This window comes from Pradoshia sp. TA40_28 (assembly GCF_059694525.1).
In genome coordinates this window covers 247,963-274,186 of the sequence record NZ_JCATZO010000001.1, presented here as the reverse complement: position 1 = coordinate 274,186, position 26,224 = coordinate 247,963, and the positions used below count along the sequence as shown (strand labels likewise).

General features: G+C 38.5%; 17 protein-coding genes and 1 riboswitch. Of the genes, 8 read left to right on the top strand and 9 right to left on the bottom strand.

Features of this window, described 5'->3' with window-relative positions; all coding sequences use genetic code 11:
* Nucleotides 1–173 precede the first annotated feature (173 nt).
* Nucleotides 174–3,023 (bottom strand): N-acetylglucosaminidase, encoded by a 2,850-nt coding sequence (locus tag AC58NB_RS01220; protein WP_497424984.1) that lies wholly within the window; start codon nt 3,021–3,023, stop codon nt 174–176.
* 631 nt (nt 3,024–3,654) lie between these two features.
* Here AC58NB_RS01220 and AC58NB_RS01215 point away from each other — a divergent pair.
* Entirely contained in the window at nt 3,655–4,389 is a 735-nt protein-coding gene (locus tag AC58NB_RS01215) for a WecB/TagA/CpsF family glycosyltransferase (protein ID WP_497424983.1), read from the top strand.
* 293 nt (nt 4,390–4,682) lie between these two features.
* Nucleotides 4,683–5,756: an MraY family glycosyltransferase gene (locus tag AC58NB_RS01210; RefSeq protein WP_497424982.1), complete on the top strand. Its 1,074-nt coding sequence runs from the start codon at nt 4,683–4,685 to the stop codon at nt 5,754–5,756.
* Between the two features lie 177 nt (nt 5,757–5,933).
* On the opposite strand, the gene AC58NB_RS01205 is transcribed toward AC58NB_RS01210, so the two are convergent.
* The 4 genes from AC58NB_RS01205 to AC58NB_RS01190 all read right to left on the bottom strand — a co-directional run bounded on the left by AC58NB_RS01205 (nt 5,934) and on the right by AC58NB_RS01190 (nt 11,106).
* Nucleotides 5,934–6,953 (bottom strand): LCP family protein, encoded by a 1,020-nt coding sequence (locus tag AC58NB_RS01205; protein ID WP_497424981.1) that lies wholly within the window; start codon nt 6,951–6,953, stop codon nt 5,934–5,936.
* Nucleotides 6,954–7,119: 166 nt separating this feature from the next.
* Nucleotides 7,120–7,740 (bottom strand): class D sortase, LPxTATN-specific, encoded by a 621-nt coding sequence (srtD, locus tag AC58NB_RS01200; RefSeq protein ID WP_497424980.1) that lies wholly within the window; start codon nt 7,738–7,740, stop codon nt 7,120–7,122.
* Complete coding sequence (locus AC58NB_RS01195) at nt 7,737–8,903, bottom strand: processed acidic surface protein (protein WP_497424979.1); 1,167 nt, start codon at nt 8,901–8,903, stop codon at nt 7,737–7,739. Before AC58NB_RS01195 ends, srtD begins: the two co-directional genes overlap by 4 nt.
* A gap of 301 nt (nt 8,904–9,204) precedes the next feature.
* Entirely contained in the window at nt 9,205–11,106 is a 1,902-nt protein-coding gene (locus AC58NB_RS01190; protein WP_497424978.1) for a peptidase S8, read from the bottom strand.
* 172 nt (nt 11,107–11,278) lie between these two features.
* Here AC58NB_RS01190 and AC58NB_RS01185 point away from each other — a divergent pair, with 172 nt between their 5' ends.
* The 3 genes from AC58NB_RS01185 to tagU all read left to right on the top strand — a co-directional run bounded on the left by AC58NB_RS01185 (nt 11,279) and on the right by tagU (nt 14,669).
* Complete coding sequence (locus tag AC58NB_RS01185; RefSeq protein WP_497424977.1) at nt 11,279–12,538, top strand: C40 family peptidase; 1,260 nt, start codon at nt 11,279–11,281, stop codon at nt 12,536–12,538.
* Between the two features lie 517 nt (nt 12,539–13,055).
* Complete coding sequence (locus AC58NB_RS01180) at nt 13,056–13,457, top strand: GtrA family protein (RefSeq protein ID WP_497424976.1); 402 nt, start codon at nt 13,056–13,058, stop codon at nt 13,455–13,457.
* Between the two features lie 303 nt (nt 13,458–13,760).
* Nucleotides 13,761–14,669, top strand: a complete 909-nt coding sequence (gene tagU / locus AC58NB_RS01175) for a polyisoprenyl-teichoic acid--peptidoglycan teichoic acid transferase TagU (RefSeq protein WP_497424975.1) — start codon at nt 13,761–13,763, stop codon at nt 14,667–14,669.
* A 40-nt stretch (nt 14,670–14,709) separates the two neighbouring features.
* On the opposite strand, the gene AC58NB_RS01170 is transcribed toward tagU, so the two are convergent.
* Together AC58NB_RS01170 and wecB are read right to left on the bottom strand one after the other, a co-directional pair.
* Nucleotides 14,710–14,871, bottom strand: coding sequence for a YwzD family small protein (locus tag AC58NB_RS01170; RefSeq protein ID WP_497424974.1), 162 nt, complete (start codon nt 14,869–14,871; stop codon nt 14,710–14,712).
* Nucleotides 14,872–14,990: 119 nt separating this feature from the next.
* Nucleotides 14,991–16,133 (bottom strand): non-hydrolyzing UDP-N-acetylglucosamine 2-epimerase, encoded by a 1,143-nt coding sequence (wecB, locus tag AC58NB_RS01165; RefSeq protein ID WP_497424973.1) that lies wholly within the window; start codon nt 16,131–16,133, stop codon nt 14,991–14,993.
* A 464-nt stretch (nt 16,134–16,597) separates the two neighbouring features.
* Here wecB and AC58NB_RS01160 point away from each other — a divergent pair, with 464 nt between their 5' ends.
* Entirely contained in the window at nt 16,598–16,918 is a 321-nt protein-coding gene (locus AC58NB_RS01160) for a hypothetical protein (RefSeq protein WP_497424972.1), read from the top strand.
* Nucleotides 16,919–17,307: 389 nt separating this feature from the next.
* On the opposite strand, the gene galU is transcribed toward AC58NB_RS01160, so the two are convergent.
* Both galU and AC58NB_RS01150 read right to left on the bottom strand, forming a co-directional pair.
* Nucleotides 17,308–18,186: a UTP--glucose-1-phosphate uridylyltransferase GalU gene (galU, locus tag AC58NB_RS01155; RefSeq protein ID WP_497424971.1), complete on the bottom strand. Its 879-nt coding sequence runs from the start codon at nt 18,184–18,186 to the stop codon at nt 17,308–17,310.
* Between the two features lie 138 nt (nt 18,187–18,324).
* The gene (locus tag AC58NB_RS01150; RefSeq protein ID WP_497424970.1) at nt 18,325–24,291 is read right to left on the bottom strand and encodes a DUF4350 domain-containing protein; all 5,967 of its coding nucleotides are present in this window, start codon (nt 24,289–24,291) and stop codon (nt 18,325–18,327) included.
* A gap of 201 nt (nt 24,292–24,492) precedes the next feature.
* Between AC58NB_RS01150 and AC58NB_RS01145 the strand changes: the two genes are divergently transcribed.
* Together AC58NB_RS01145 and AC58NB_RS01140 are read left to right on the top strand one after the other, a co-directional pair.
* Nucleotides 24,493–25,650, top strand: a complete 1,158-nt coding sequence (locus AC58NB_RS01145) for a HupE/UreJ family protein (protein ID WP_497424969.1) — start codon at nt 24,493–24,495, stop codon at nt 25,648–25,650.
* Between the two features lie 143 nt (nt 25,651–25,793).
* Nucleotides 25,794–25,881: riboswitch (cyclic di-GMP riboswitch) on the top strand.
* Nucleotides 25,882–25,897: 16 nt separating this feature from the next.
* The gene (locus tag AC58NB_RS01140; RefSeq protein ID WP_497424968.1) at nt 25,898–26,029 is read left to right on the top strand and encodes a hypothetical protein; all 132 of its coding nucleotides are present in this window, start codon (nt 25,898–25,900) and stop codon (nt 26,027–26,029) included.
* The last annotated feature ends 195 nt before the right edge of the window (nt 26,030–26,224 follow it).

Sequence of the window (26,224 nt, the reverse complement as noted above, 5' to 3'; positions counted from 1 at the left end):
GTAAATCAAAAATAAAATATATGTCCATTTTCAGTATTAATAAATGGTTTATTGTTATAACTGTCTAGCATGGGCAAAACATTTGTTCATACTTACCATACATTTTGACAATTTCATAAGACAAAAACCCTCTGAAAGTTAGTTTCTAACTTTCAGAGGGTTTTAAAAAAATACTATTTATATCTAGGTATATCCAAAACAAGCGTATATTCATCTAATAATTGATATAACTGATACATTCTAGATGTTTGTTTATATGCCCAGGCAATATCCGTAGCATATTGATGTGATGCTTTTCCATAAGTTGCAGCATATAAAGGATTCCAACGCATTTTATAAAGAGTATCCTGACCTTTATTCACATAGCCATTACCTATAAATGCGGCTCCTCCTTTAATAGCAGCCTCTGGAGTAAACCATCCCTTCTCATAGGCATATGTCGCCCCACCTACTAGTGGATTACTATCAATAGCATTTATTCCGTACATATTATAAGTCTTTTTGATTGCTGTTAAATTTTTTCTATTACTATCATTAGCCAGTACTAAGTTTCCTTTACTATCACGCCCTACTTCTACACCATTCGCTAATTGAGATGTTCCATTTCCAGTTTCCAGTAAAGCGTGGGCAATTAGATAAACTTCATTAACCCCATTGGCTTTTCCACCATCAACAAACGATTGCGCTTTCCCAGCCAATACTCCTTTTCCAGCTAATATTTTCTGATTAACTTCATTTACATTGAGATTAGCACTTTCGGAGAGTTTCACGAATTGCATGGAGTCTTTTAAACTACTAGTAAAGTTTAAAGGGTTTAAATAATATTTGACATCATCAGCATCAGCATTAACCCAACCAGAGGTATTTCTCACATGATACCATGTGTAACCATCTGTTCCAGGTTCACTACTGTAAATCGTGAGGACAGACCCATTATTTACTTGACCATCGGCTAAATAGTTTGTTCCCGGTCCTCTTCTTAAATTCCAATTATCACCACGAACTATACCTTTACCATCTGATATACTTCCGAAAGCATCCTCCCTTAGATAAAGCTTATAACTCTTGTCGGTTTGTGGAGAGACAGGAGTGACAGCCATTTGAATCTCTAGCATTCTATCAAGGGTCAAATTATAATCAGTATATGTTGTTAGCGCCCTATCTTCAGTTACATAGGAAGAATGGATCCATACGGTCTTGCTACCCAAGCTACCTCTATACCAAATATTATTCCCTATTTTTTCTGTTAAGTTCACAGCAAAAACTTGATACTTGTAATCTGACAAATCAGCATAGACTAAATCTTTTGATCCACCCCAAGCCTTGCTATATGCTTTACCAGTTCCTTTGATATAAAAGGTTTTCGTTTCTTTATCTACTCCCATATGAGTACGAGCATCTAAATCACTCGATTCAACCCAACCAATTATTCCATCCACACTACTTGGCTTCGTGCTAATTAAATAATACGTTTCATCACTGATAACAGCTTGCTTCTTTATATAATACACAGCATTGGTATAGGTTGTTCCGGCTTTAGTGTAGGTGGTAAGGTCTGTATAATCTTCAAAAATCTTAACATTACTATTCCTAATATGGGCCAATAGACTAGTAGAACTTTCAAGAGGCTCCGTTACATAGGAAGAATGAATCCATACGGTTTGACCTTTCAAAGTACCTCTGTACCAAGTATTGTTTCCTATTCTTTCTGTTAGGTTCACATTAAATACTTGATCCTTGTAATCTGACAAATCATCGTAGGCTAAATCTTTTGATCCACCCCATGCTTTGCTATATGCTTTGCCAGTTCCTTTGATATAAAAGGTTTTCGTTTCTTTATCTACTCCCATATGAGTACGAGCATCTAAATCACTCGTTTCAACCCAACCAATTATTCCATCCACACTACTTGGCTTCGTGCTAATTAAATAATACGTTTCATCATCGATAACAGCTTGTTTCTTTATATAATAGACTGCATTCGTATAGGAAGTTCCGGCTTTGGTGTAGCTGGTAAGGTCCATATAATCTTCAAAGATCTTAACATCTTTATTCTTAATATGAGCTAATAAACTAGCAGAACTTTCAAGAGGCGTCGTTACATAGGAAGAATGAATCCAAACAGTCTCACCTTTCAAAGTACCTCTGTACCAAGTATTGTTTCCTACTCTTTCTGTTAGGTTCACAGCAAAAACTTGATACTTGTAATCTGACAAATCAGCATAGACTAAATCTTTTGATCCACCCCATGCCTTGCTGTATGCTTTGCCAGTTCCTTTGATATAAAAGGCTTTCGTTTCTTTATCTACTCCCACATGAGTACGGGCATCCAAATCACTCGATTTAACCCAGCCTATTACTCCATTCACACTACTTGGCTTTGTGCTGATTAAATAATACGTTTTATCGCCGATAACAGCTTGTTTCTTTATATAATAGACTGCATTCGTATAGGAAGAACCCGCTGTGTGATAAGAGGAAGTATTGTTCAAATCTTTATATATTTTAACAGTCGAATTTTTAATATGCCCAAGCATACTTGCAGAAGATTCTTCTATTGTTTGTTTTAATGAAGGTGATGTTGCTTCGACTTTGTTATCAACAGTTGCTTCATTATCAACATTCTCTTCTAATTCTTCAGGCTGTAAATCCTTAATAGCTTCTTGCTCACCAGTAGTTTCATCCACAGTATTTTGTTCTTCTGTAGATTCACTAATTCCCTCTGTATTCGGAGTCATTGTTTCTTCACTATTTGAATGATTGGACTGGTTTACTAAAGTGTCTTCTGTTGATAGTTCTTCCTTCTCGTTAGACACAATAGAATCTGTATTTTCTGTTATATCTTCTGCTGAATCAGTACTATTCGATTGATTGCTTTGTGTATCAGAATTTTGAACACTACCCTCCTCTGTACTATCGTTTTGGATATTGCCTACTGTATTCCCTGTCGCCTCCGCATAATATGGGCCTACTAAGCTAAAAACCATTGTTAAAATCAGCGATGCTGCTAAAAACCTTCGCATTCTTTTCCTCCCGGTATAATATTTTTTCATAAGTAACTAACAGCACTTACGAATAATAGGCGCATCAGGCCGATTACATTTGATTTTAACTTTTTTTATACACGAATTACCCAGAAAATAGTATCCAACTATAGAATAATTAGGAAGAATATTGATTTAATCAGTGTTTGTTAATAACAAGATAAAAATAAAAATATTTTTTAAATATAATAATTAAAGTGATTCTTTATATATCATTGAATATATATTCAGTACTATAATTTCTTAAATGATAAACAATAGATTATAAATGTTTATCATAGACCTAAATAACCATAAGCTCCCTTAAAAACGTGGTTGTTTTAGAAGAACAACTTGGTGTACAAAAAAAATTGTTTTCATAAAGGATCTACCTTTTTACTCATTAGCCAGAGAGGATTTGTACATGAAGAGGTTACGATGATAAATAAAGGGTGCCTTCAAAAGTTTCCCCCATACCCAGCTTACTGAGAAACTCGTATTAAATTCTACTTCCTCGTTAACCCAAAACCTCATCTCTTACCAACTTTGATGATTTATATTAAGATTTTCTTTTTAATCTTTAGTAAAGTACAATAAAAACAGAATTATCTTTAGAAGGGCAGACACACTCATGAAGAAGAATGTTGTTTATATAGAAGGAATACCTTTTTACTCATCAACGATGGGGGATTTTGTTCACACAGAGATAAAGAAGCGGATTGATGAAGAGGAGAAGACTTTTATCGTTACTGCTAATCCGGAGATTGTCGAATATGCACGCAATCATACTGATTACCGTGAAATCATTATGCAAGCTGACTATATCACGCCGGATGGTGTTGGCATTATTATTGCTTCTAAAATTCTCAACACACCATTAAAAGAGAGAATAACCGGCTATGATATGATGCTTGAATTTTTCAAAATGAATACGAAGCGGCCTTTGCGCATATATATGCTTGGAGCTGAAGCAGATGTAATTGAAATTTGCGCCAAAAAAGTCAAAGAAACTTATCCAAATGTTGAACTGGTTGGGTATCACCATGGCTTTTTCGATCTAGAGGATGATCAATTTGCAGAGGAAATTAGCGCTTTAAAACCGGATCTCATACTACTTGGCATGGGGTTTCCACGTCAGGAAAACTGGATCACCAAACATTACGATAAATTTAATAAGGGTCTATTCATTGGTATTGGCGGCAGTTTCGATGTTTTTTCCGGCAAACTGAAAAGAGCACCCGAAATTTGGATTAAGTTAAATCTTGAATGGCTGTACAGACTGTTCATGCAGCCCAGCCGTTGGAAAAGGATGCTGGTCCTTCCGTTATTTCTATTAAGAGTAATTAAACATAAATTGATTAAATGAAATGAAGGGGGATCACATTCCCTTTTTCTTTTCGTTAATTTTTTTATTTCTTTCTATCATTATTCTTTAGAGTTTAACTAGATAGAGATACAGTAAAGTTACATATTTTGTAAAATAACGAAGGAAAAATCAAATTTTAGTAGAGGTTTTGACGTAAACCGTATATAATTGATACTTAGATTGATATATTTATACAACTATTTCAATCTACTATACTATTTACTTGAATTGGGTTTAAAAATACTCGAAAAAGGGTATTTTTATTCAGACTTATAAGATAGAGGGTGGATATTTTGTTAATTGCAGCTTTTATAGTTGCCATATGCCTAACCATACTCATCACCCCATTTGTTATTAAATTAGCTCATAAAATCGGAGCTACCGATGCTCCCAACAATAGAAAAGTGCACAACAAAGTAATGCCAAGCATGGGCGGATTAGCTATATTCCTGAGTTTTATTATGACTCTTCCGATTTTTTCACCGGAAATAGCTCGATCAGATACATTTTCAGCCCTCTTTTTGGGTGCAGCCGTTATCTTGATCCTTGGCATATTCGATGACATATATGAATTGAATGCAAAAGTAAAGTTCATAGGGCAAATAGCCGCTGCTTTAATCATAGTGCTTGTCGGTGATATCCAGCTCAACTATATTAATACACCATTTGGGGAAACGATTGAATTTGGTTTTATGGCTATACCGATCACTGTCATTTGGATTGTGGGCATCACAAATGCCATAAACCTGATTGACGGCTTGGACGGATTGGCAGCAGGTGTTTCAACCATAGCTTTACTAACCATCGCCGGAATGGCAATCTTTAGAATCGGCGATATATTCGTGGCTATGATTGCTTTAATCCTAGCTGGAAGTACATTAGGATTTCTGAAATTCAATTTTTACCCAGCTAAAATATTCATGGGAGATACAGGTGCGATGTTCCTTGGGTTCATGATATCCGTACTATCCCTATTAGGATTTAAAAATGTCACTGTGATTTCCTTGATTATACCGATTGTGATTTTAGGTGTACCTATTTCAGATACATTCTTTGCAATCGTACGCAGATTCTTGCAGAAGAAACCATTACACGCGCCGGACAAATCGCATTTGCATCACTGCTTACTGCGTTTAGGTTATTCTCATAGGACAACCGTTCTGATGATTTATGCAATGGCTGCCGTCTTTGGACTGGCTGCTTTCATCTTTAGTATGGCCACTTTCTGGGGCGGAATATTCGTCATTTTCATCCTGCTTATCTTACTCGAGCTGCTGGTTGAACGAATTGGTCTTCTTGGTGAAAACCACAGACCATTACACAAGCTTTTAGCATTACGTACTGCTGAGTCAAAAGAAAGATCTTGATATAGGAATTGTTAAGCCGTCATTTAATAAATGGCGGCTTTTTTCTTTTTTATTTGAATCATAACAGTTTCGATCTCTCCTACTAGTTTCAGCCTGACACAGAATGATCTTCTCTCTTTAAATGCTAAAAACCCCGAATTCTTTTTAAGAATTCGGGGTCATATTAGCCATTCATCATCATTCAACTATTACTGAACCATTGGGAAGGGATTCTGATTCTGTTTCTGCATCCTTTTTATAATCGAGATGTTGTTGAAGCTCCAATTTGGTATTTTCCAGGGCTTGCTCATCCAACTGATAATAATACGTACCACCAATATAGGAATCCTGACCTTCCAAGTTAATGGATTCGATTTGAAGATTAGCGGCTCCTAGTACATAGCTCGTGAAGCTCTTCATTTCTTTAAAGGTCATATTCGTCTTCATATTTTTACCGATACCTTCGATTACATTCGCATATTTCGTAATGGATCCAGCCGAAGCTGCTTTATCAATAATAGCAGTAAGAATCTGCTGCTGACGTTTCCCACGCTCAATATCACTGTCTTTCTTCCTTGTTCTGGCTAAAGCCAATGCTTCTTCACCGTTCAAGGTTTGTAAACCTTCTTCAAGTGTAATCGCACCTTGTTTATCACTGGAGTCTTGCTCAGTGAATGTATACGGTACCTCAACATCGATTCCGCCCAAAGCATCAACCACATCCACAAAAGCATTAAAATTCATTTTTACATAGTAGTCCACCGGAATATCTAATAATTCTTCGACTGTATCAATGGTATATTTAACGCCGCCATATGCATGGGCGTGTGTGATTTTTGAATAATTTTCTTTCCCAGGAATATATACATAGGAATCACGCGGTATACTTAACAATTTAACTGTTTTTTTATCATCATTGAATGTAGCAAGCATAAGCGCATCTGTCCTGGAGCCTTTTTCATTATCACGTACACTGCTATCATCGACACCCATAAATAACACGGATACATTATCTTTAGCAGGATTTACATCCCGTCCATTTTTCACAAAACCGTCATCATATGAATCGGAAAGCACGTTTTGAGCCTTCACATATAAATAACCTGCATAACCACCAGCGACTAAAACAACGATAAGAATTGGAAATAAGATAACGGCTGCGATGCGTTTCTTATTTTTCTTCCTGCGCCTCACCTTGCGCATCTGCCTATTTTGCATTGGTTTTCTCCTTTTAATATATATTAAAAAATAGAAGTCAATTTTTGAGTCATACATCATTTTACCCTTTTTCTTAAATTCCGTAAATCAATATTTAATCCCAGCTAGATTTCCATATTCAAATTTCATCAACATATATCAAAAAAAGACACTAGATTAAACCATTCTAGTGTCTCTCCATTTTTATTAAATTCGCTGACAGAATATACCGCTGAGGTGCATCACCAATATAATCAAACGGATAACAGGTCGTAACCGTTAAAACGGGACGTGACTTAGGCACAATGACAGTCCGGTCATCCGCATCAACAATACGAACACCGAAGACTTTATAAGTAAATGTACCAGCTGTTGTCTTCACGATTAATTCATCATTTTTACCAACCTGTCCGAGTTTACGAAAAACCGTATCTCGATGACCGGATAGAACCGAATTATCCTTCATTCCAGGCAGGACACTATCCGCATAATGCCCCACACCTTTTTCCAGTTCATCCTCATCTGTCCCCTCAATGATAGGAAGTTGAGCTGAGATCTTTGGAATAATCAATTCACCGATTTCTTCACCCGTTTTTGGGTACACTTTATATAAGTCCTCCGAAGAATCCGTATCTTCAGTTATGGAAATCGGTGTAGCCTCCGGTTCAGGTTCAGGCACAGCCTCAGAAACATTCTTATCAGGCGTTTTCGCTGTGATGAGCGGCAGGCCGTTCTTAATGACCAAACCCAATCCAACAATAATAAGAATACCGGCTAAAACCGCCATTATTCTACCTTTAGATTTCATGCGGCATCCTTGTTTTTTCTACGGAACAGCAACATCCCAGCTCCCGCAACTAAGATTCCCATGCCCATCAATACACCTTCAGCATAATTTCCTGCTGTATTTGGCAATTTACCGCCCTTAATGGTTTTACCTGCTTTTTTCTCAACTTCAGGCTTAGGTACCGTTTTTACTGGTACTTGCTTTACTGGAGCAGTAACTTGATCAATTAAATCAGAACCAAACATGTCAGCTGTAATAATCATATCTGCAAGAAATGCCCCTTGTTTGCTATAAAACTCAATTAACAAATCTGCACCATTCGTTGACTCAAGAACCATAAGTTCTTCTATAGAAATGGCTTTCTTATTGCCATCTTTCGTTAAATAAAATTTTGCTTCCATTTGAAAAATGTCCAAAACATCATTAAACAAATCTACTATTTCTCTCATTTGCGCCTCTGTTAATTCTGATGCGCTTTCAAAATCTGGCAGATTATCTGCGCGTTTTTCTAATTCTAACAGTCTTTCTTCAAGTGCCGGATCCTCAAAGTCTATAGTTGAAAGATGTTTATCAATATTCTCTAATTCCTGACTATCAATACCAAATTCAGCAAGCATCTCCAGTAGGACATCCATAAACATATAGCCAAGGACTGCTTCTTCAAGATCTTCAAGATATTTATAGTTAGATAGACTATCTCCATGACTGGATAACATCTTATTTAAATCATCTAAAGTCATTTCGTAATCTACAAGCCATTGTCTCAAGGTTTCGTCTGTGATCTCAGTTCCCTCAAAATCTTCTAGGCTCAATGCATTTTTTAAAAAATTGATATAAACATAAGATTCCTCTATTGATTTAGATGGATCATATCCATCTTGGTATACCAATTCATCCATCAATTCATCACGACCAGAAAATCCATATGTTTCGATAAGAGCATTAAGATTCTCTTCCGTAATTTTTTCACCCAATGCCATCTTTAATTCATCAATCGAGTTATAATCGGAATATTCTTCCCCAAAATATGTAAGTATAAGTTCTTTTAATGTGTCGGGTGAAATCCCTTCTGTTTCAGCAAACTTGTTAAACTCTTCTTCATTCATTGCAGCAAAACCGACTCCTGGCTTCATAACCGTAAATAACAACAGAAAAGCTACTAAAGATAAGGCTAATCGTTTCATTTTTCTCCCCCTCAAACTTATTATTACAAGATTATTACATTTCAAAATTTATTATAGTATGGTTTAACAATAATTACCATATGTTTCTAAAAAAAGACAAAGTTATAGTATTTCACATACTAATTTTGCACTAATACTTACTTTGAATAAGTCGCTATGTCTTCTATATAAAGCGTTTATTATAGATATCTGCCGAAAAAGATCCAAATAACAAGTAAGTAATGATAGAGGTTAGAAACAAAAGGTTACCTAACTTTACCATTAGAAAAAGCCTGTGAATTTTTATCACAGGCTTTTTCGATTATTTCCTAACCGTCAACTTGTAAGAACTTGTATTTCCAGCTGTATCAGATAAATAAACTCTCATGGTTGTGTTCACTTTCTGCTTTTTCACCGTGACAGAGAAGCTTCCGGATTTATTCGCTTTTCCTTTCCCTATCACTTTATTGTTGATCTTTACAACAACGTTAGCATTCGGCTCAGTTGTTCCTTTTACCTTTGTTGAGCTTGGAGTGAATTTATTTATATTGAGTAATTTAGGTGCTGTTTTATCCTTCACGACTGCTTTGACTGCTGGGCTATTGTTCCCTGTTTTATCAGTCGCTTGAATATAAAGAACAGAACCTGCCTTTTGGGCTGCGGTCATCGTGATTTTAAAATCACCTGCACTGTTTGCATTCCCTGATGCCAATTGGGCATTCCCTTTGCGGACAGTAACTTTAGCACCAACTTCTGTTTTCCCTTGAACGATTTTACTATTGTCTCCTATACTCGTCATCTTAGGTGCTGCAGGTGGTGTGGCATCTTTTACCTTCCTTTTAACAGGCCAACTCTCATTCCCTTTTTCATCTACTAACTTAATAGAAACAATGGATTCACCTTTTTGCAAAGGAATGCTGATCAGCTGATTAAATCCTCGATCTGAATTTATCTGCTTTTCAATTCTTGTTTTTCCAGTCACAATAACTTTACCTTTAAATGCTTCTTTGTACTGTATACGAATCGCTTTATCTTTGTCGGTTAGTTGGCTGACCACCGGATTAGCAAGCAAACGGTATTTCAGAGCATTCGCCACATTGACTCTGCCAGCTCCATAACTGGTATCCTTCCCCTTTGCCCCAAGGTCATTGGCCGTAGATGTCAACCGATAAGCCACCTGTTCATTTGTTAATTTAGGCTCCTTTGATAGAACCAATGCAGCTGCCCCAGCTACAATAGGGGAAGCCATGGAGGTTCCACTCATTGCCCCATATTTATTATTAGGCAAAGTAGACGTAATTTCTGAACCGGGTGCTGAAAGGTCAATCGTTGTCCCATAATTGGAGAAATAAGATTTTTTATCAAACTGGGTCGTAGAACTAACAGATAACACATTTGGCAAAGCTGCCGGGAAGGATGGTCTAGTAGTCTGTTCATTCCCGGCTGCTGCGACAATTAGAACGCCCTTTTTATATGCGGCCTGAATAGCATCATTTAATGCTTTAGAACTTTCATACATTCCAAGGCTCATATTAATAACATCTGCCCCAGATTTCACCGCATATTGAATCCCTTTAATGATATCCGATAGATAAGCCTCGTCATTCACGAAAACATTGACTGGCATAATTTTCACAGCAGGGGAAACTCCCGAACCGCCCATTTTATTATTATGAACAGCAGCAATTAGGCCGGCTACATGCGTACCATGCTCCCCGACAGGCATCTTCTTATTGGTATTGGCTACAATATCAAATGGCTTAACAATATTCTGTGAAAGATCTGGATGCTTTAAATCAATCCCATTATCAATGACAGCAACAATCGTTTGCGGAGAACCTTTTGTCGTATTCCACGCTTGCCCTGATTGAATAACCGTATGATGCCATTGATTCTTAAGTAAAGGATCATTTGGCAGAGCATCTAGAGTCACCTTATAATCAGGCTCCGCATAGAGAACTCCCGGTTGATTTTTCAACTCCTTCAAAAAGGCAGCCATAGATTTGTTATTTGGCTTCTCCACTGTCATAAGATTAATCTTCTTTTCTAGCATTGAACTGCCATATTGAAGAAATCGATTCACCAACTTTGATTGGCTCACCTTTACAATAACCCGGTCAGTCGTTTCTTTGCTATTTTTTGAGTTTTGACTAGCTGCATTAACAAGGGGTAACGGAGCCAAGGCCAAAATGACTATGCTTAGCGCCACGATAAATCTCTTCATTCTTTCTATTTCTCCTCTCACTTCTTTGAATGTACATTTAGACCCAATATTACCATTATTTTCAATAGAGTCATATAGTCCTTTTCGTTCAATACCATAGAAACAAGTTTCAACATTATTTTTCCTGTGTTACTATATTATAGGAGATAATATTACAAAGGGGGAGTTCTATTTGAAAACAAAAGCTGCCGCATTTGCTGCCGTAGCCATTCTTTCTGTCACATATGCTGGATCTGCTTCTGCCGATTCCACTACATATACAATCAAAAAAGGGGATACCTTGTCGGCCATTGCCAATAAAAGCGGCACAACCGTTGCAGCCCTTAAACAGTTAAATGGTCTAAAATCCGACATCATTTATCCAAACAAAGTATTAAAAGTAAAATCCACTACTGCTGTTAAAACGGCAACAAACAAGAGCAAACAAAGTACTGCTCAGGCAAGCACTGCTAAAACGTATAAAGTCGTTTCAGGAGACAGTTTGTCCAAAATAGCAGCCAAGCATAAAATATCAATTAGCAATCTGATAGAATGGAACAATTTAAAGAGCACGCTCATTTATCCAAATCAGGTGCTGAAGGTTTCAAAAACGACAGGGGGTACTACTAAACCAGTAGTCACATCGCCTAAACCTTCCTCCCCTTCATCCAATGCAGTCTATGTTGTGAAGAGCGGAGATACACTAAGCCATATTGGCAAAAAACACAGTTTAACAGTTGCTAAGATAAAATCCCTTAACAGCCTTAAATCAGATATGATTTATGTCGGACAAAAACTCAAACTGACAGGTGCAGCTGTAGCAGCTCCAACACCAGCAAAACAGCCGGCTCCATCTAAATCTCCGGTATCGACATCAACATACACGGTAAAGAGCGGGGATTCACTAAGCAAAATCGGACAGAAGAATGGACTTACAGTCGCTAAATTAAAGTCATTAAACAATCTTAAATCCGACATGATTTATGTAGGGCAGAAGCTGAAGCTATCAGGATCAGCTGTAAGTACACCAACTATTCCAAAACAAGAGGAAAAAGGGCAGGATGATTCTTCTAGCATGATCGGCAATTCTACTTTCACTAACAAGCTGATTAATGAAAGTAAGAAGGTTATTGGTACGAGATATGTCTTTGGTGGGACTTCCACATCAGGATTTGACTGCAGCGGTTTTATCCATTATGTATTTAATAAAGCTGGTTATGATATTAATCGTCTCTCAGCTGCAGGCTATTATGACCGTTCTTATTACGTCAATACTCCCAAGCCCGGCGATTTAGTATTTTTCGAGAATACCTATAAAAAGGGCATTTCCCATTTAGGTATTTATATAGGAAATAATCAATTCATCAACGCAGATAATAGCGGCGTGCGAATTGTGAGCTTAAGCAATTCCTATTACAAAAAGCATTTTTCTAGCTTTAAAAGATTCTATTAAACTGAAATCCAGCCAGAACCATTTGGGCTGGATTTTTTATTTGTACAAAGCCTTAAGTACCCTTCAATTGGCTGATATAAAGAGAATTTAGTATATAAGGTAGCTATGATAATACATCAATCATGACAGTAATTGATCCGCAAAGTATCGCCAAGGTTTATAAAAGTAATCAATGCTCAATCTCGATTCCTTGACTATAATTTAATGCCTGAAACAAGATGTAATATCCAAAAAAATATGATAGAATGTTTTTTAGATTATTATATGAATATAATAAATATTTTAATTTATCTAAAACGCATAAAAAGTAACGAGAAGTTGAAAATCGGTTAAAGAAATTCACATCTTATAAATAAATCTCTCCGATAAATTATTTCAAATGTTGAGGTTTCTCCCAAAGGAGATAGAGAATAATATTCAGCTTATAACTCCATATAGTATCGGTGCTTCTTTCTGTACGAATTTTCAACTAAACTATCCTTTATGCAGAGATATACTAATGAGAATGTGAACATCGATGAAAAATAACAAAATAATTTATAGAAATGTAATGTATGTAATTATGGGAGTGCTTGCAACTTTCATTAACGTAATTGCTTATTGTATTTCAACGGAAATATATTTAATGGATTATCGCCTAGCAACCACTATTGCTTGGGTTTTTGCGGTGCTATTTGCCTATTACACGAATAAACATTATGTATTTGAAAGCAAGACTGAAAGTTTCAAGGATACCTTTAAAGAATTTTTAGCATTTTTAGGATTTAGATTCCTATCTTTTTTAATGGATATGGCAGCAATGATTGCTCTCATAACTGGAATGGCTATAGGCGGAACCTCTGCTAAACTATGTTCTAACCTAATTGTAGTAACCGCTAATTACATATTTAGTAGGTTTTTCATTTTCAAAGACAGTTAGGACTACTCAGATCCCAAAATGAACTTTATTGTAAGATACAGCGAGATTAATTCTACCCTTCCAAAAAAACGGTACATTTCCTTGCCTTCCTACCCATATACGTTGCACCATATCACTACGTTTGTGATCCGAACAATCTTTTGATTCGTACACATATTATAAGTACCTAATTACTCCTGGCGATTTACTAAATAGAATTTCATCGTTTCATTCATCCAAAAATAATATATAATATAAATAGATTGTAATTTTTTGTAGAAAATGGGGAACATTATGCGATCAGATAGAACTAACAGGAAAAAGATGAAAACATGGAAGAAAGTAGTTTTAGGGATTATAGGGCTATTTGTTTTAGTCGGTGGTGTATTTGCCTTTACGGTGTATCGTTCTTTCGATAGTGCCTTGGATTCCATGCACAATCCTACTAGTCGAGAAGGCTCCAAAAAAAGGGTAGAGAAAGTCAGCCTAAAGGATAAGACTCCTTTTTCTGTACTTTTATTAGGTGTAGATGAAAGAGATGGAGATAAAGGACGCTCTGATACGATGATTGTCCTGACGGTGAATCCGATTCTCGAATCCGTCAAAATGGTCAGTATCCCCCGGGATACAAGAACGGAAATTGTCGGTAGAGGAACTGAGGATAAAATCAACCATGCCTATGCCTTTGGTGGCGTAGAAATGTCTATGGATACGGTAGAAAACTTCCTTGATATCCCAATTGATTACTATGCACAGGTAAACATGGAAGGATTTAAAGATATTGTTGATGCTGTTGGCGGCGTTACGGTTGTCAATGATCTTGACTTTAACGCTGATGGCTACCACTTTGGAGAAGGAACCCTTACTTTAGACGGGAAACAAGCCTTGGCCTATTCACGAATGAGGTATGAAGACCCACGCGGAGATTTCGGGCGCCAATTGAGGCAAAGACAGATTATCCAGGCAGTCCTAAACAAAGGAGCAAGCCTATCTTCTCTAACTCGCTTTGATGGGATTTTTGATGCACTGGGTGATAATGTAAAGACAGATATCAGCTTCTCTCAAATGGTTAGCATTCAACAGAACTACAAGGAAGCAGCCAAGTCACTAGACCAGCTTCAGCTTGAAGGACAGGGAACTAAAATCGATGGTGTCTATTATTATCTTCCGTCTGATAAATCTTTGACAAGCCTTCAGGATACATTAAAAACACATTTACAAGTGAATAAATAATGAAAAACGGATTAAGCTTGTTGGAGCTTAATCCGTTTTCTTATTTATAGATATTCTTGATTTCCAATTTAATTTCTTCGATAAATTCCTGTGCAGATAATGATGCATCTGATGTCCCACGATCATAAGCATTTTTAATCAAGTCCATAAATGCTCTTACCTGAGTATCTTCTATTTCCCTGTATTTCAGTTCATTTGTCATTCTCACTTTTCTCCTCCAAAAACCATTACCTCATTATACAAATTTTTCTAATTAATGTATATACCTACAAAGTTTTTGACACGGAATAGTAATATGGCCGAAACATTCCCCTATACAGATTACAAAAAATCTACCGGTCTTTCGTTTCTTTCCTTTTTATAATACAGAATAGCCTCGACGATCCGTCTGGATGCTTCCCCGTCTCCATACGGATTAGACGCTTTAGCCATATTGGCATGTGCCTTTTCATCCGATAAAAGCTCATTGGCCATCTTAAAAATAACATCCTCTTCCGTACCAGCGAGCTTCAAGGTTCCCGCTTCGATTCCTTCCGGACGTTCTGTCGTATCTCTTAATACCAGTACTGGAACCCCCAGAGACGGAGCTTCTTCTTGAACGCCACCTGAATCTGTCAGAATTAAATAGGATCTGGATGCAAAATTATGAAAATCAATGACATCCAAAGGTTCGATTAAATGAATACGTGGATTTTCACCTAATATTTCAGCTGCAAGCTCCCGAACGACAGGATTCAAGTGGACTGGATAGACTACTTGTATATCTTGGTGAACTTCAGTCAAACGCTTAATCGCTTTAAACATATTGCGCATAGGCTGTCCAAGGTTTTCCCGTCGATGAGCCGTCATTAAGACGAGACGGTCATTTCCCAAAGTATCTAAAACAGGGTGGGAATAGGTTTCTTTAACCGTTGTTTTCAACGCATCAATAGCCGTATTTCCAGTTATGAAAATAGATTCTCCCGGTTTATTTTCCTTCAATAAATTGAGTTTAGACTGATATGTAGGTGAAAAATGTAAATCACTTAAGACTCCTGTAAGCTGACGATTCATTTCCTCTGGATAAGGAGAATATTTATTATGTGTTCGCAAGCCCGCTTCCACATGCCCAACCGGTATGGAATGATAGAACGCTGCTAAGCTTGCTACGAAAGTTGTTGTCGTATCCCCATGAACAAGCACGATATCCGGTTTTACTTCCCCCATAACTTCGTGCAATCCTTCAAGCGCACGGGTCGTAATCCCCGCCAATGTTTGTTTATCTCTCATAATATTTAAGTCATAATCCGGTTTAATATCAAAAATATCAAGTACCTGATCAAGCATTTGTCGATGCTGCGCTGTTACCGCAACAATCGCTTCAATTTGCTCTGGGTACTTTTCCAATTCTTTCACTAAGGGAGCCATTTTAATCGCTTCTGGCCTTGTACCAAAAACAGTCATTACTTTTATTTTTTGAGCCATCAGAACTCTCCTTTTTCTTCAGACAATGTACACTGACCATAGTCTTGTTTAGTCCATCTATCTTATAGTAACAAGTAAGCTCCATATGAACAAAGAAATTTTCGAAAATTTATTACAACACCCTTATTTGTCCCTATACTATCCATTAAAACAAAAAGTACTCCAACCATTAACTAAAGATCCGCTAATTCCTAATACCCTGAATCTCTAAAAGTATACTAGGATTTTATAGGGTCCTTTTACAGAAATTAGGTCAACTAACTTACTGTTCATCTGGCTGATCATCTTTTGGATTCGTCAGCTTTCCAATTAATAGACCTTTATAACTCTGCCGAAATAACATCCCTTTCCTCCCTCAATCACTATATCGAACACCCATCTCCCAACCCCAACAAACATACTGAAATAGCCTTTCCAGCCGTCAATCAACATGTTATTATTTGGAAAAACAGAAGAGGTGAACTATGAAGCGTATTTGGATTACAGGTGCATCCGCTTTGCTTTGTATTGGAATTTTAGTCTTTGGAAATCGTCATTACCATGCGGAAATAGAGGAAACACGTGCAAATGCGTACAAGCAATATACAGAGGAGCAGGCAAACTTAAGCTTGGCTGAAGCTGAACTTGAGAAGGAGAGGCAATCCATACCGACTCCTGGGCAGAAAAAGTTACAAGAGGCCCATAAGACGATCAAAAAAGTGTATGATGACTCCAAGCATAAAAGCAGCGAACTGAAAGAGGTTTTACAGGACCTGACTCCTTTGATTGAGCAAAAAGAGAAATGATTTTACTAGACGACTGAGCTAACTCAGCCTTTTTTCAGCCATATAACCCTATGACTTTTTTCCTATATCCAGTATAAATGGATTATTTTATAATCAAGAGGGAATAACCATTTTATATACTGAAAAAAATGAGGTGTTAAAATGATTCTACTCAAACGATATTGGTATAAAAGTAGATTGAAATACCTTATCAATAAAGCAGATTATTGTAATCATCCCGAAACGAAAAAAGATATCAATAAAAAAATCTATTCCTTACACTTGAAGCTTAACGAAATCGAACAGTTTAACCTGTCAGACCTTCATGGAAACGGAAATTACAACCGATAAGAGATACAGAGAAGGAGTAGAATTCAGGGAACCCTGATCATTCTACTCCTTAATATATTCTATCTTCTTTCTATTTCCACCCTCGAAGCCAGGTATCGCAATACTTCCTCCCGTATCTCTTCATTCTTTAAAGCAAAATCAATGGTCGTCTTGATAAACCCAAGCTTCTCACCGACATCATATCGTTCTCCTTCAAACTCGTATGCATACACATGCTGAATATGATTGAGCTTTTGGATGGCATCCGTCAATTGAATTTCACCGCCCGCTCCTATTTCCATTTCACCGAGAAAGTCGAATATTTCAGGCTTAAAAATATACCGTCCAATGATGGCCAGATTAGAGGGTGCTGTTCCTTGTGCCGGTTTTTCTACAAAGCTACCGACCATATGGCAACGTCCATCCACCTGAATTGGATCGATGATACCGTAGCGATTTGTTTCTTCTTCCGGAACAGACTTAATTCCAATCACCGATGAATCCAATTCCTCGAACTGTTCGATTAATTGGAGTAAGCACGGCTTATCATGGACGACAATATCGTCTCCAAGCAGAACAGCGAACGGTTCATTCCCGATAAAATTACGCGCACACCAGATAGCGTGGCCGAGCCCCTTTGGTTCCTTTTGACGGATATAATGAATATTGGCAAGCTCGGATGACTTTTGGACCTCCTCCAATAAATCAAATTTACGCTTTTCTTTTAAATTCTGCTCCAATTCATAAGCATGATCGAAATGATCCTCAATCGCTCTCTTTCCCTTACCCGTCACGATGATAATATCCTCAATCCCAGATGCTACAGCTTCTTCTACTATGTATTGAATGGTCGGTTTATTGACGATTGGCAGCATTTCTTTCGGCATGGCTTTCGTCGCTGGTAAGAACCTTGTTCCAAGGCCTGCTGCAGGTATAATTGCTTTCGTGATTTTTTTCATACGAATCCCCTTTGCTCATCAATATAATCATTCTATATATCTAATACTCTATATCCCATTCTATTCCTTTAGGAACGAAAAAAACATCCTGCTCGTGACCAATCTTCCGGTTAGAGCAGGATGTTTACATTTCTTCGATTATTTTAATCTTACAGATGTTGCCTTACTTTTGTTCTTCGCAGCATCGGTTGCGGTGATGGTTATAACAACCCCTTTTTTGTAATTGATGCGTGCTTTGAAATAGCCTTTTGTATTTGCTTTAGTAGTAGCGATCACACGGTTTTTGTGTTTTACGGTAATGGTTGCTCCTGGCTCAGCCATTCCAGAAAGCTGCCGTTGGAAGGAATAGGCCGGATACAATTTTGGTGCAGCCGGTGGTGTCTTGTCCTTCACTTTAACCGTTAGAGATTGGCTTTTATTTTTAGCTGCATCGGTAGCCCAGATGGTCACGGTGGTTCCAGCTTTTTGCTTGGATATGGACAACTTAAATTGGCCTTTTTTATCCGCTTTAGCTGTCCATGTTTTCTTGCCAACCTTGACGGATACCGTTGAACCAACTTCAGCAGATCCTTCAAGCTTAGTTGTTTTGTCAGTGATGGTTGTTTTAAGCTTCGGCTTAGCAGGTGCCGTTGCGTCGACAACCTTCACTTTTGTTACAGAACTACTATTGCCAGCTGCGTCAGTAGCTGTGATGCGCAGCTCTGTACCCGCTTTTTGTTTCGAAATCTTTACAGAGTACTTGCCATCTTTCTCAGCAGTGGCAGAACCAACTTTTTGAGTACCTTTATAAACCGTAACTTTTGATTTAGCCTCTGCTTTCCCGGTTATAGTCGTTGCTTTGTCTGTTATCCGATTAACGGTTGGTTTAGCAGGTGCCGTTTTATCAGCTACTGTTACTTTCGTTTCGGGGCTGATATGTTTCGCTGAATCCGTCGCCGTAACAATCAAAACTGTTCCTGCTTTTTGAAGCGTAATCTTGATGCTGAACTTCCCATTCTTATCAGCTTTACTAACCCATTTAGCTTTTCCGGCTTTAACCGTTACTGTCGATCCCGCTTCCGCTTTCCCAGTTACGTATTTGGATTGATCCGTTACCTTATCAACAACTGGTTTAGTTGGAGCTGTTCCATCAGTAACTGTTTTGGTGAGGACAACACTTTCTTTGTCTCCAACTTTAGCAAGGATGTTAAGGACAGTTCCTGCTTTTTGCGGTTTGATTTCAACAGTGAAGCTTCCGCTCGCGTCCGTTTTGGTCTCCCCGATGATGGTAGTGCCCACTTTGACAATAATCGTGCTGCCCGCTTCTGCCTTACCTGTTATTTTTTTCGTATGGTCTTTAATTTCTTCATTAACAATTGGAGATCCAGGCGGTGCATCTGCTATCTTTTTCAACTCTTTCGTATCCCGGACACGGATCCGTTTCCCGTCAGCAAAATCACCGGTTAATCCGACTGCTTCAAGCGTATCTCCTTTTTTCAAGGAAGGTACTTTCACTTTTTCACCTTGATTTTCGATATACCCATCTGTAAAGACAAGGATATCTCCGGAACCGTCATTGATGACATAGGATCTTTCATCATACTTCGATACAACCTGACCCGTTACTTTTACAAGCAAGCCTTGATTTTCATCCATACCGGCTTCTTTTGTTGTAAGCACTTTTGGCGCGACTGGATCGGTTTTGCCTGTTTTTATTACGTCCAGCGCAAAGGCATCAAATTCAATTTCCTTATTATTATCAAAGGTTTTGATATGTCCATAAATACGAACCTTATCTCCAAGCTTCAAGTCAGCATCAGTCGGTACTTCATTGAAGGCCATGATTCCGCCCGATTCATCCTGAACATAGAAGGCATCAAAGAAAGTTCCCGCTGCTGTTGTGACCGTTCCTTCAATGACTGCGCTCTCTCCATCAGCCAGCTTCCTTACTTCTTTAACCGATGTTACTTTCGTTTCACGTTCTGCCAGCCAGTTAATCGAATTTAGGGCCATTTCATCATTGCCCTTTGGATTATACGATTCATCGAGCTGTTTATCATTCGCAAAGTTACTGCCAGCAACGATGATTTTTCCTTCTCCGATCGTTTCAGATGCAATCATCGGAATGGCTGAGCCGCCTGTTTCATCCGAAACGGCATCATATACATATGTTTCATTCCTCGCGTTTTTCTGGAAGGTCGTTTCATTACCGGATACAAGGACACTTACCGTATCTGAGTTTACCAATGGTTTATGTCCAGCCCCCTCCAGACTGGAGCCACTGTAATACTCAATCGTGGCGACGCGGTCTGTGATTAAGCTGTTCACAAGACCCGGATGTAAACGAATCGCGAATGGAGATGTTTCCGGATTGGACCAGAAGTTTCCTTCCTTAGATAAGTCATTCGTTTGGTCATCACTTACCCGAATCGTTGCCCCGATCTCCGCAAGCAAGTCATTGCTTCTGGTTGAACCGCCGCTGTTATTACTTTTCGCAGCCAGGAATAGAGAGCCTCCCGCCGTGACAAAGTCCTTCACAGCCACACGTTCCTCTGCAGTTAAGCTGCTTGCCGGATGTGTCATCACAAGAACCGATACATCCTTCAGCACTTCCGCTGTTAGAGGAGTCTTATTTTCCTCTACCTTATAGCCCTCATTTTGAATCAATTTCGTAAACGCTTTGAAATTGTCCTTATAGGAGCCGCCATCTGTTGAAGTATTCTCATTTTTATGAGAAGCATCAATCAAGACAGTTTTACCAAGAGCATCCTTTACTTTCACGTTCAGTACGAATTGGTTATCATCTGCATTGTCGCCCTCTGGTGTATCCACCACAACAATAATGTTCTGATCACCACTTGTTTTGCTTTTCCAAACGGCAGAAACCGTTGTCGCTGTTTTACCAGCTAATTTAGAAATAGGCGCCGTACCAATCAGATTGGCCTCATCCACTTTATCTTCATAAAATTTAACCGTTAAGCCGGTTAAATCACCAGTACCAAGATTGCTGATACCTGCTGAAAGAGTGGTTGGGTTGCCGGTGATTGCCACACCATCTGCCAGCTCGGCCCCGCTGATCCGAACATCTACTTCTTTCTCTTCAGACCAAATCGGTGCGCTGTAAACTTGTTCACCATCTTTTTGAGTGACTTTGACAATAAACCATTGCTGGCCACCTTTAATGCTTACTTCAGGTTTCCAGTTAAATGATTTACCGGATGGCTTGTACGTATCAATCACTTTACCGCCATTAGTCATTAATTCTACTTTTTCAATCTCATCATTCGATACATATTTCGCATCGAGATAGTCATATTCAGCGATTGAGTTATTCTCCGCCACGTCATCGGAACCAGAGATATCAAATTTCAGTGTATCTCCATCTACAATCGATCCCATATATCTTCCGTTCGCTAACACATCAAGCGTAAAGTTCGGATCCTCTGTCATGTAGACACGCATTTTACTCATCGCATTTAGCAAAGAAGCATTCGAGTTTTCATCCGCAACAATGACAGTTCGTCTCATCGTTTCGCCCCATGTTTGATCATGGTTGTCCTCACCGTAAGTCGGTGCGATATGCCATCCTAAATCAAGGGCAGTGAAGTATTTCTTTTCTGCATTCGCATAGGAATAATGCCCTGAGCCATTACCCACTTCAAACATCGTAAATAACTTATCAACATTTTTATCATATGGCGTAAAGTTATTAAACGCATTGGCCGACATATCCGGGTGGTTAAACTGGGCTACGATATCATCGTAAGTCAGGATCCACGCATAATATTGGCTGAGTGTTTGATATTGCTTACTGTTTATATTTCGATCAATAAAGTTCTCGGTACCAAATACATTGGAATGTCCCCATGTTGTGGAGGTCATTTCAAAGGCCGGGAAAACGGTAAATTGATCAGTCGAATATTGTTTAGCAACATCCTTTGTTAATTTCCAATCAGCGCCACCGGAACGTTCCTGCATTCCGTCACGATTCACTGTGTCCTGACCAACCAATTCGGCATCAAGATCATGTGAGTGATCAGAGAAGGCGAAGTAATCGTAGCCATACTTTTGTGCAGCTTTAACGGCTTCTTCAGGAGTACCTGCTGCATCGTGGGAAAGATTCGTATGATTATGAGTCGTTCCACGGAAATGTTTGCCCTCGGTAAATACTTTCGTGACTGTAAAGGACCATTCATATGTTGTATGATTGCCTTTTTTATCAGCAGCTGTCACCTTAATTTTATGTTCACCAAGGGATAGCTCGCTCGCCGGAGTATATTCAATAGCTTCCTTATTAAATACACCTTCAACAGCCTGTCCATCAATGGTCATTTTAATGGATGCTTTATCAATCCCACTTGGGTCCTTCAACTGGGCTGAAATGGTCGGCTGTTTAGATTCCGTTTGAGAACCATTAACCGGGCTCTCATCAGAAATCACCGGACCAGCTTCATCTTTTACAATCATCACGCTATGTGGCTCTGTAGCTGAACCGCTTGTTTTCGTCGCACTTTGATTTTTTACTTCTATATAATAGTCAAAGCCTGCTTGCGGTACGTCACTGGCTGGAATCGTATAGCTGTATTGCTGTTGAGCCCCTTTTACTAATTCTTTTTGTACATACTCTGTTGCATCCTTTGCTTTGTAAAAAAGTGAGGCAGAATCAGCGCCGGCAATTTGTGCAGAAATGGTGACATCTGTTTCTGTATACGCCTCTTTAAGCGCTTCATGTTTTAAGGTAAGCGGATAATAGATAGCTAAATCTGCTTTATCCCTTGGGTAGATCTGATAGCCTGAAGTATACGGTGATTTGGATGCATATTGCCCTAAAATACCGGTTACTTCATAATCGCCTGCCTTGATATCTGTTCCCAATGTAATTTGGGTCTTTGCCATAATCCGAAGAGTGATGCTTTTGCCATCTTCATCGGATAAAGTCACATTGGCAGGAAGAGCGTCTGGAAGTGAGGAAATATTCCCTTTTACCTTAACCAGCATTCCTTCAAGCGGCTCAGCTTTATCGTAGTTTGCTAGATCAGCTATCTCCATCTCTACCGGAGCCGGCACATCAGCCGAACCAATCACTTCTACCGTTGGAGAAACGAATTCAGTTAAGCCATTATAAAATAAAATTTGGCCAAGGACTTTTACTTTGTCCCCTTTTTTCACCTTTACATCGCCTGTATATCCATAGACATTAATGCCGCCTGTTTCATCTTGTATGTAAAAGCTGCTTTTGCTGTTATCTAAGATCTGATCATCAACGGATACGATACCTTCGATTAAATATTTGGTACCCACATTCGTTGGTGATCCAGTTAAACTTTGTAATTTGCGGATTTCCCCGATTTTGGTCACAGTCGTCGGGTCAGCCGGTACCTCAGGTTCTTCAGGTGTACCTGGCACTTCACCTGTACCTGAGCCATCCTCTATGGGTGAAGAACTGTTTTGCGGATTCGGTTTTACTTTCGCAAAATCCATTGCATTGTCTTCTGTATCCCACCCATTTCCTTTACCGACTCCAGCATTTGATGGATCTGAGCCATCGTTTGCCAACCGCTCCACACTTTCTGAGTTCGAGGGCGCTATCGTTGGTCCTGAACCAAGGAACTGTTTGGCAGTGGTGCCGTAACCAACAAAATCAATGACAGCTGAATCATCTTTACTTGAAATAGCCGTCTTTCCATTTACCAATGCAATATGTCCGGCTGTTCCAGATAAATTAAAACTAGAAGGTGCCGTTGCATCAACCATTGGCAAAGCGACTCCATTCCCCGCACCAGGTGCTGCCTGGATTAAATAATAGCCATGTGCTTTAATGGTTCCAGTCAGATCTTGAAGTCCTGAAAAAGGTTTCGTTCCATCATTCGAAGCAGAAGCATATTGAATAGACCAACCCTCCAGGCTCATATCCTTGTCCGTTGGATTATATAGTTCGATAAAATCATTCAGATATGGAGCTCCATTATTTCCTCCTCCCCCATATACTTCACTGATCACGAGATGATCAGCGACACGTGTCGATTCCTCGGCATGTGCGATACCACTCATAAAGGGTGGCAGGAAAGCGTTTACAATTAACAGAATGGATAATAGTAAGCCAAACCATTTCCGTTGCTTCTTCACACAAACTCCCCCAATTATTGGAATATTTTTATTGCTTATCTATCATAACAAATTTCCTATTTATTAAATATATATTTTTCAAAAATAACATATTATTAACATTTTTATATAATATTGTTAAAAATATCTTTACATTTGTTCCAAAATTTTTAATGATAGATTTGTAAAACAAACAACAATCTAGGGAGGATTTGACACATATTGACGAAAAATAAGAGAAAGCTACCTATTTCTAAATGGCTCACCGGTATTATGATATTCATTCTTTCTACACTGACTTTTCAAGGTATTTCGTATGCTCATCCATTAAGCGCTGCCTATACATCTCTTATGATTACAGAACAGGAATCTACGTTAATCTATTCGATTGATACCTTATCTATCATTGAAGGAATCGGGGGAGATACAAACAAAGATGATACATTGAATGCAGAAGAAGTGAAGGAGATCTCTCACCGCGTTGAGGAATGGATCGAACACGGCCTTTTACTCGAGGCGGATGGGGAACCTCAATCACCTGAACTGCAGGATTTAGTAATCGAAAGTAAAAATGAAACGGATGTCGCCACCCTAACCTTCACCTTACCAGGATTAAAGGAAGGCCAATCGATTGAATTCTCGGACGGTATTTATTTGGAAGGTAGCAACACCAAGTATTATACCAACTTTGTCAGCATTACCTATGACAACCAAAGCTATGAAAGTGCACTGCAGGGGAAAAAGAATCGGGAAGTGACGATGCTGCTGGCTCCCGGACAGCAGGAACAATCAGAGCAACCAGTTACTGAGACAACTGCAGCAGAACCAAAAAGCAATGTCAGTTGGCTTTCGTTCCTCAAGCTCGGGATGGAGCATATCCTGACTGGGTATGATCATTTATTATTTTTATTCGTCCTCTTAATCAGACGCCAAAGCCTAAAGGAATATATCGCACTGGTCACCGCCTTTACCGTGGCACACAGTATTACGTTAACATTAGCTGTTCTTGGAATCGCCGATTTACCATCCCGATTTGTAGAAGCGATGATTGCCTTAAGTATTTGCTATGTGGCGATTGAAAATATATTTAAGAAACATGTCTCGAAACGCTGGTTATTAACCTTCTTATTCGGATTAATTCATGGAATGGGTTTCGCCAATATCTTAAAGGATATGGACATTTCAAAAGAGGGGTTGGTTACGGCGCTGATCAGCTTTAATGTAGGAATCGAAATTGTACAGGTTATCATTGTAATTCTCTTACTGCCGCTCCTTGTTTGGTATCAAAAGAAAAACTTCTATCGAAACGTTATGGTCATCGGATCGATTCTTACCTTTATGATGGGAGCCTATTGGCTGATTGAAAGGATTATAGCTTAGAATACTTAGGATATCAGTTCCCATAGGGCTGATATCTTTTCATTTGTCAATAAGAATAATGAATATACTTTTAGTTATATTTTGACAAAATGCGACTTTGGACCCTGTTTTCTATATATTACATTTTGTACCATTATACTATACGTTGATAACGGCAAAGCCAGCGAAAACTGGTGACGCAAAACTAAAGGGACTAAGGCTTAACTCACGCTAAGTCAGCCAGTTACCGAAACGAGGAGGTACGGAATTGAATTACTATCAAACTCCTGAGGAAATGTATCGAAAAAGGAAAATCAAAAAGAACGTAACCTATGCGATCTTAGTTGTAGGAGCAGTTGGAATTATTTTAGGATTACAAGTACTACTCTACAATATGTAAAAAGAATGGAACAAAGGTTCCATTCTTTTTTATACTCATCCACCTTATTATTTAATGCAAGAAGAGCCTTCCTTCTAAGAAACCATGTTTCATACACAGTTCTAAGAATGTACCTGTATCCTCCAAAGTAAACCTTCTATCAAGAGATTCATAACAATCTTTATGATAGATTGTATTCGCAAAATCTAGTATAAC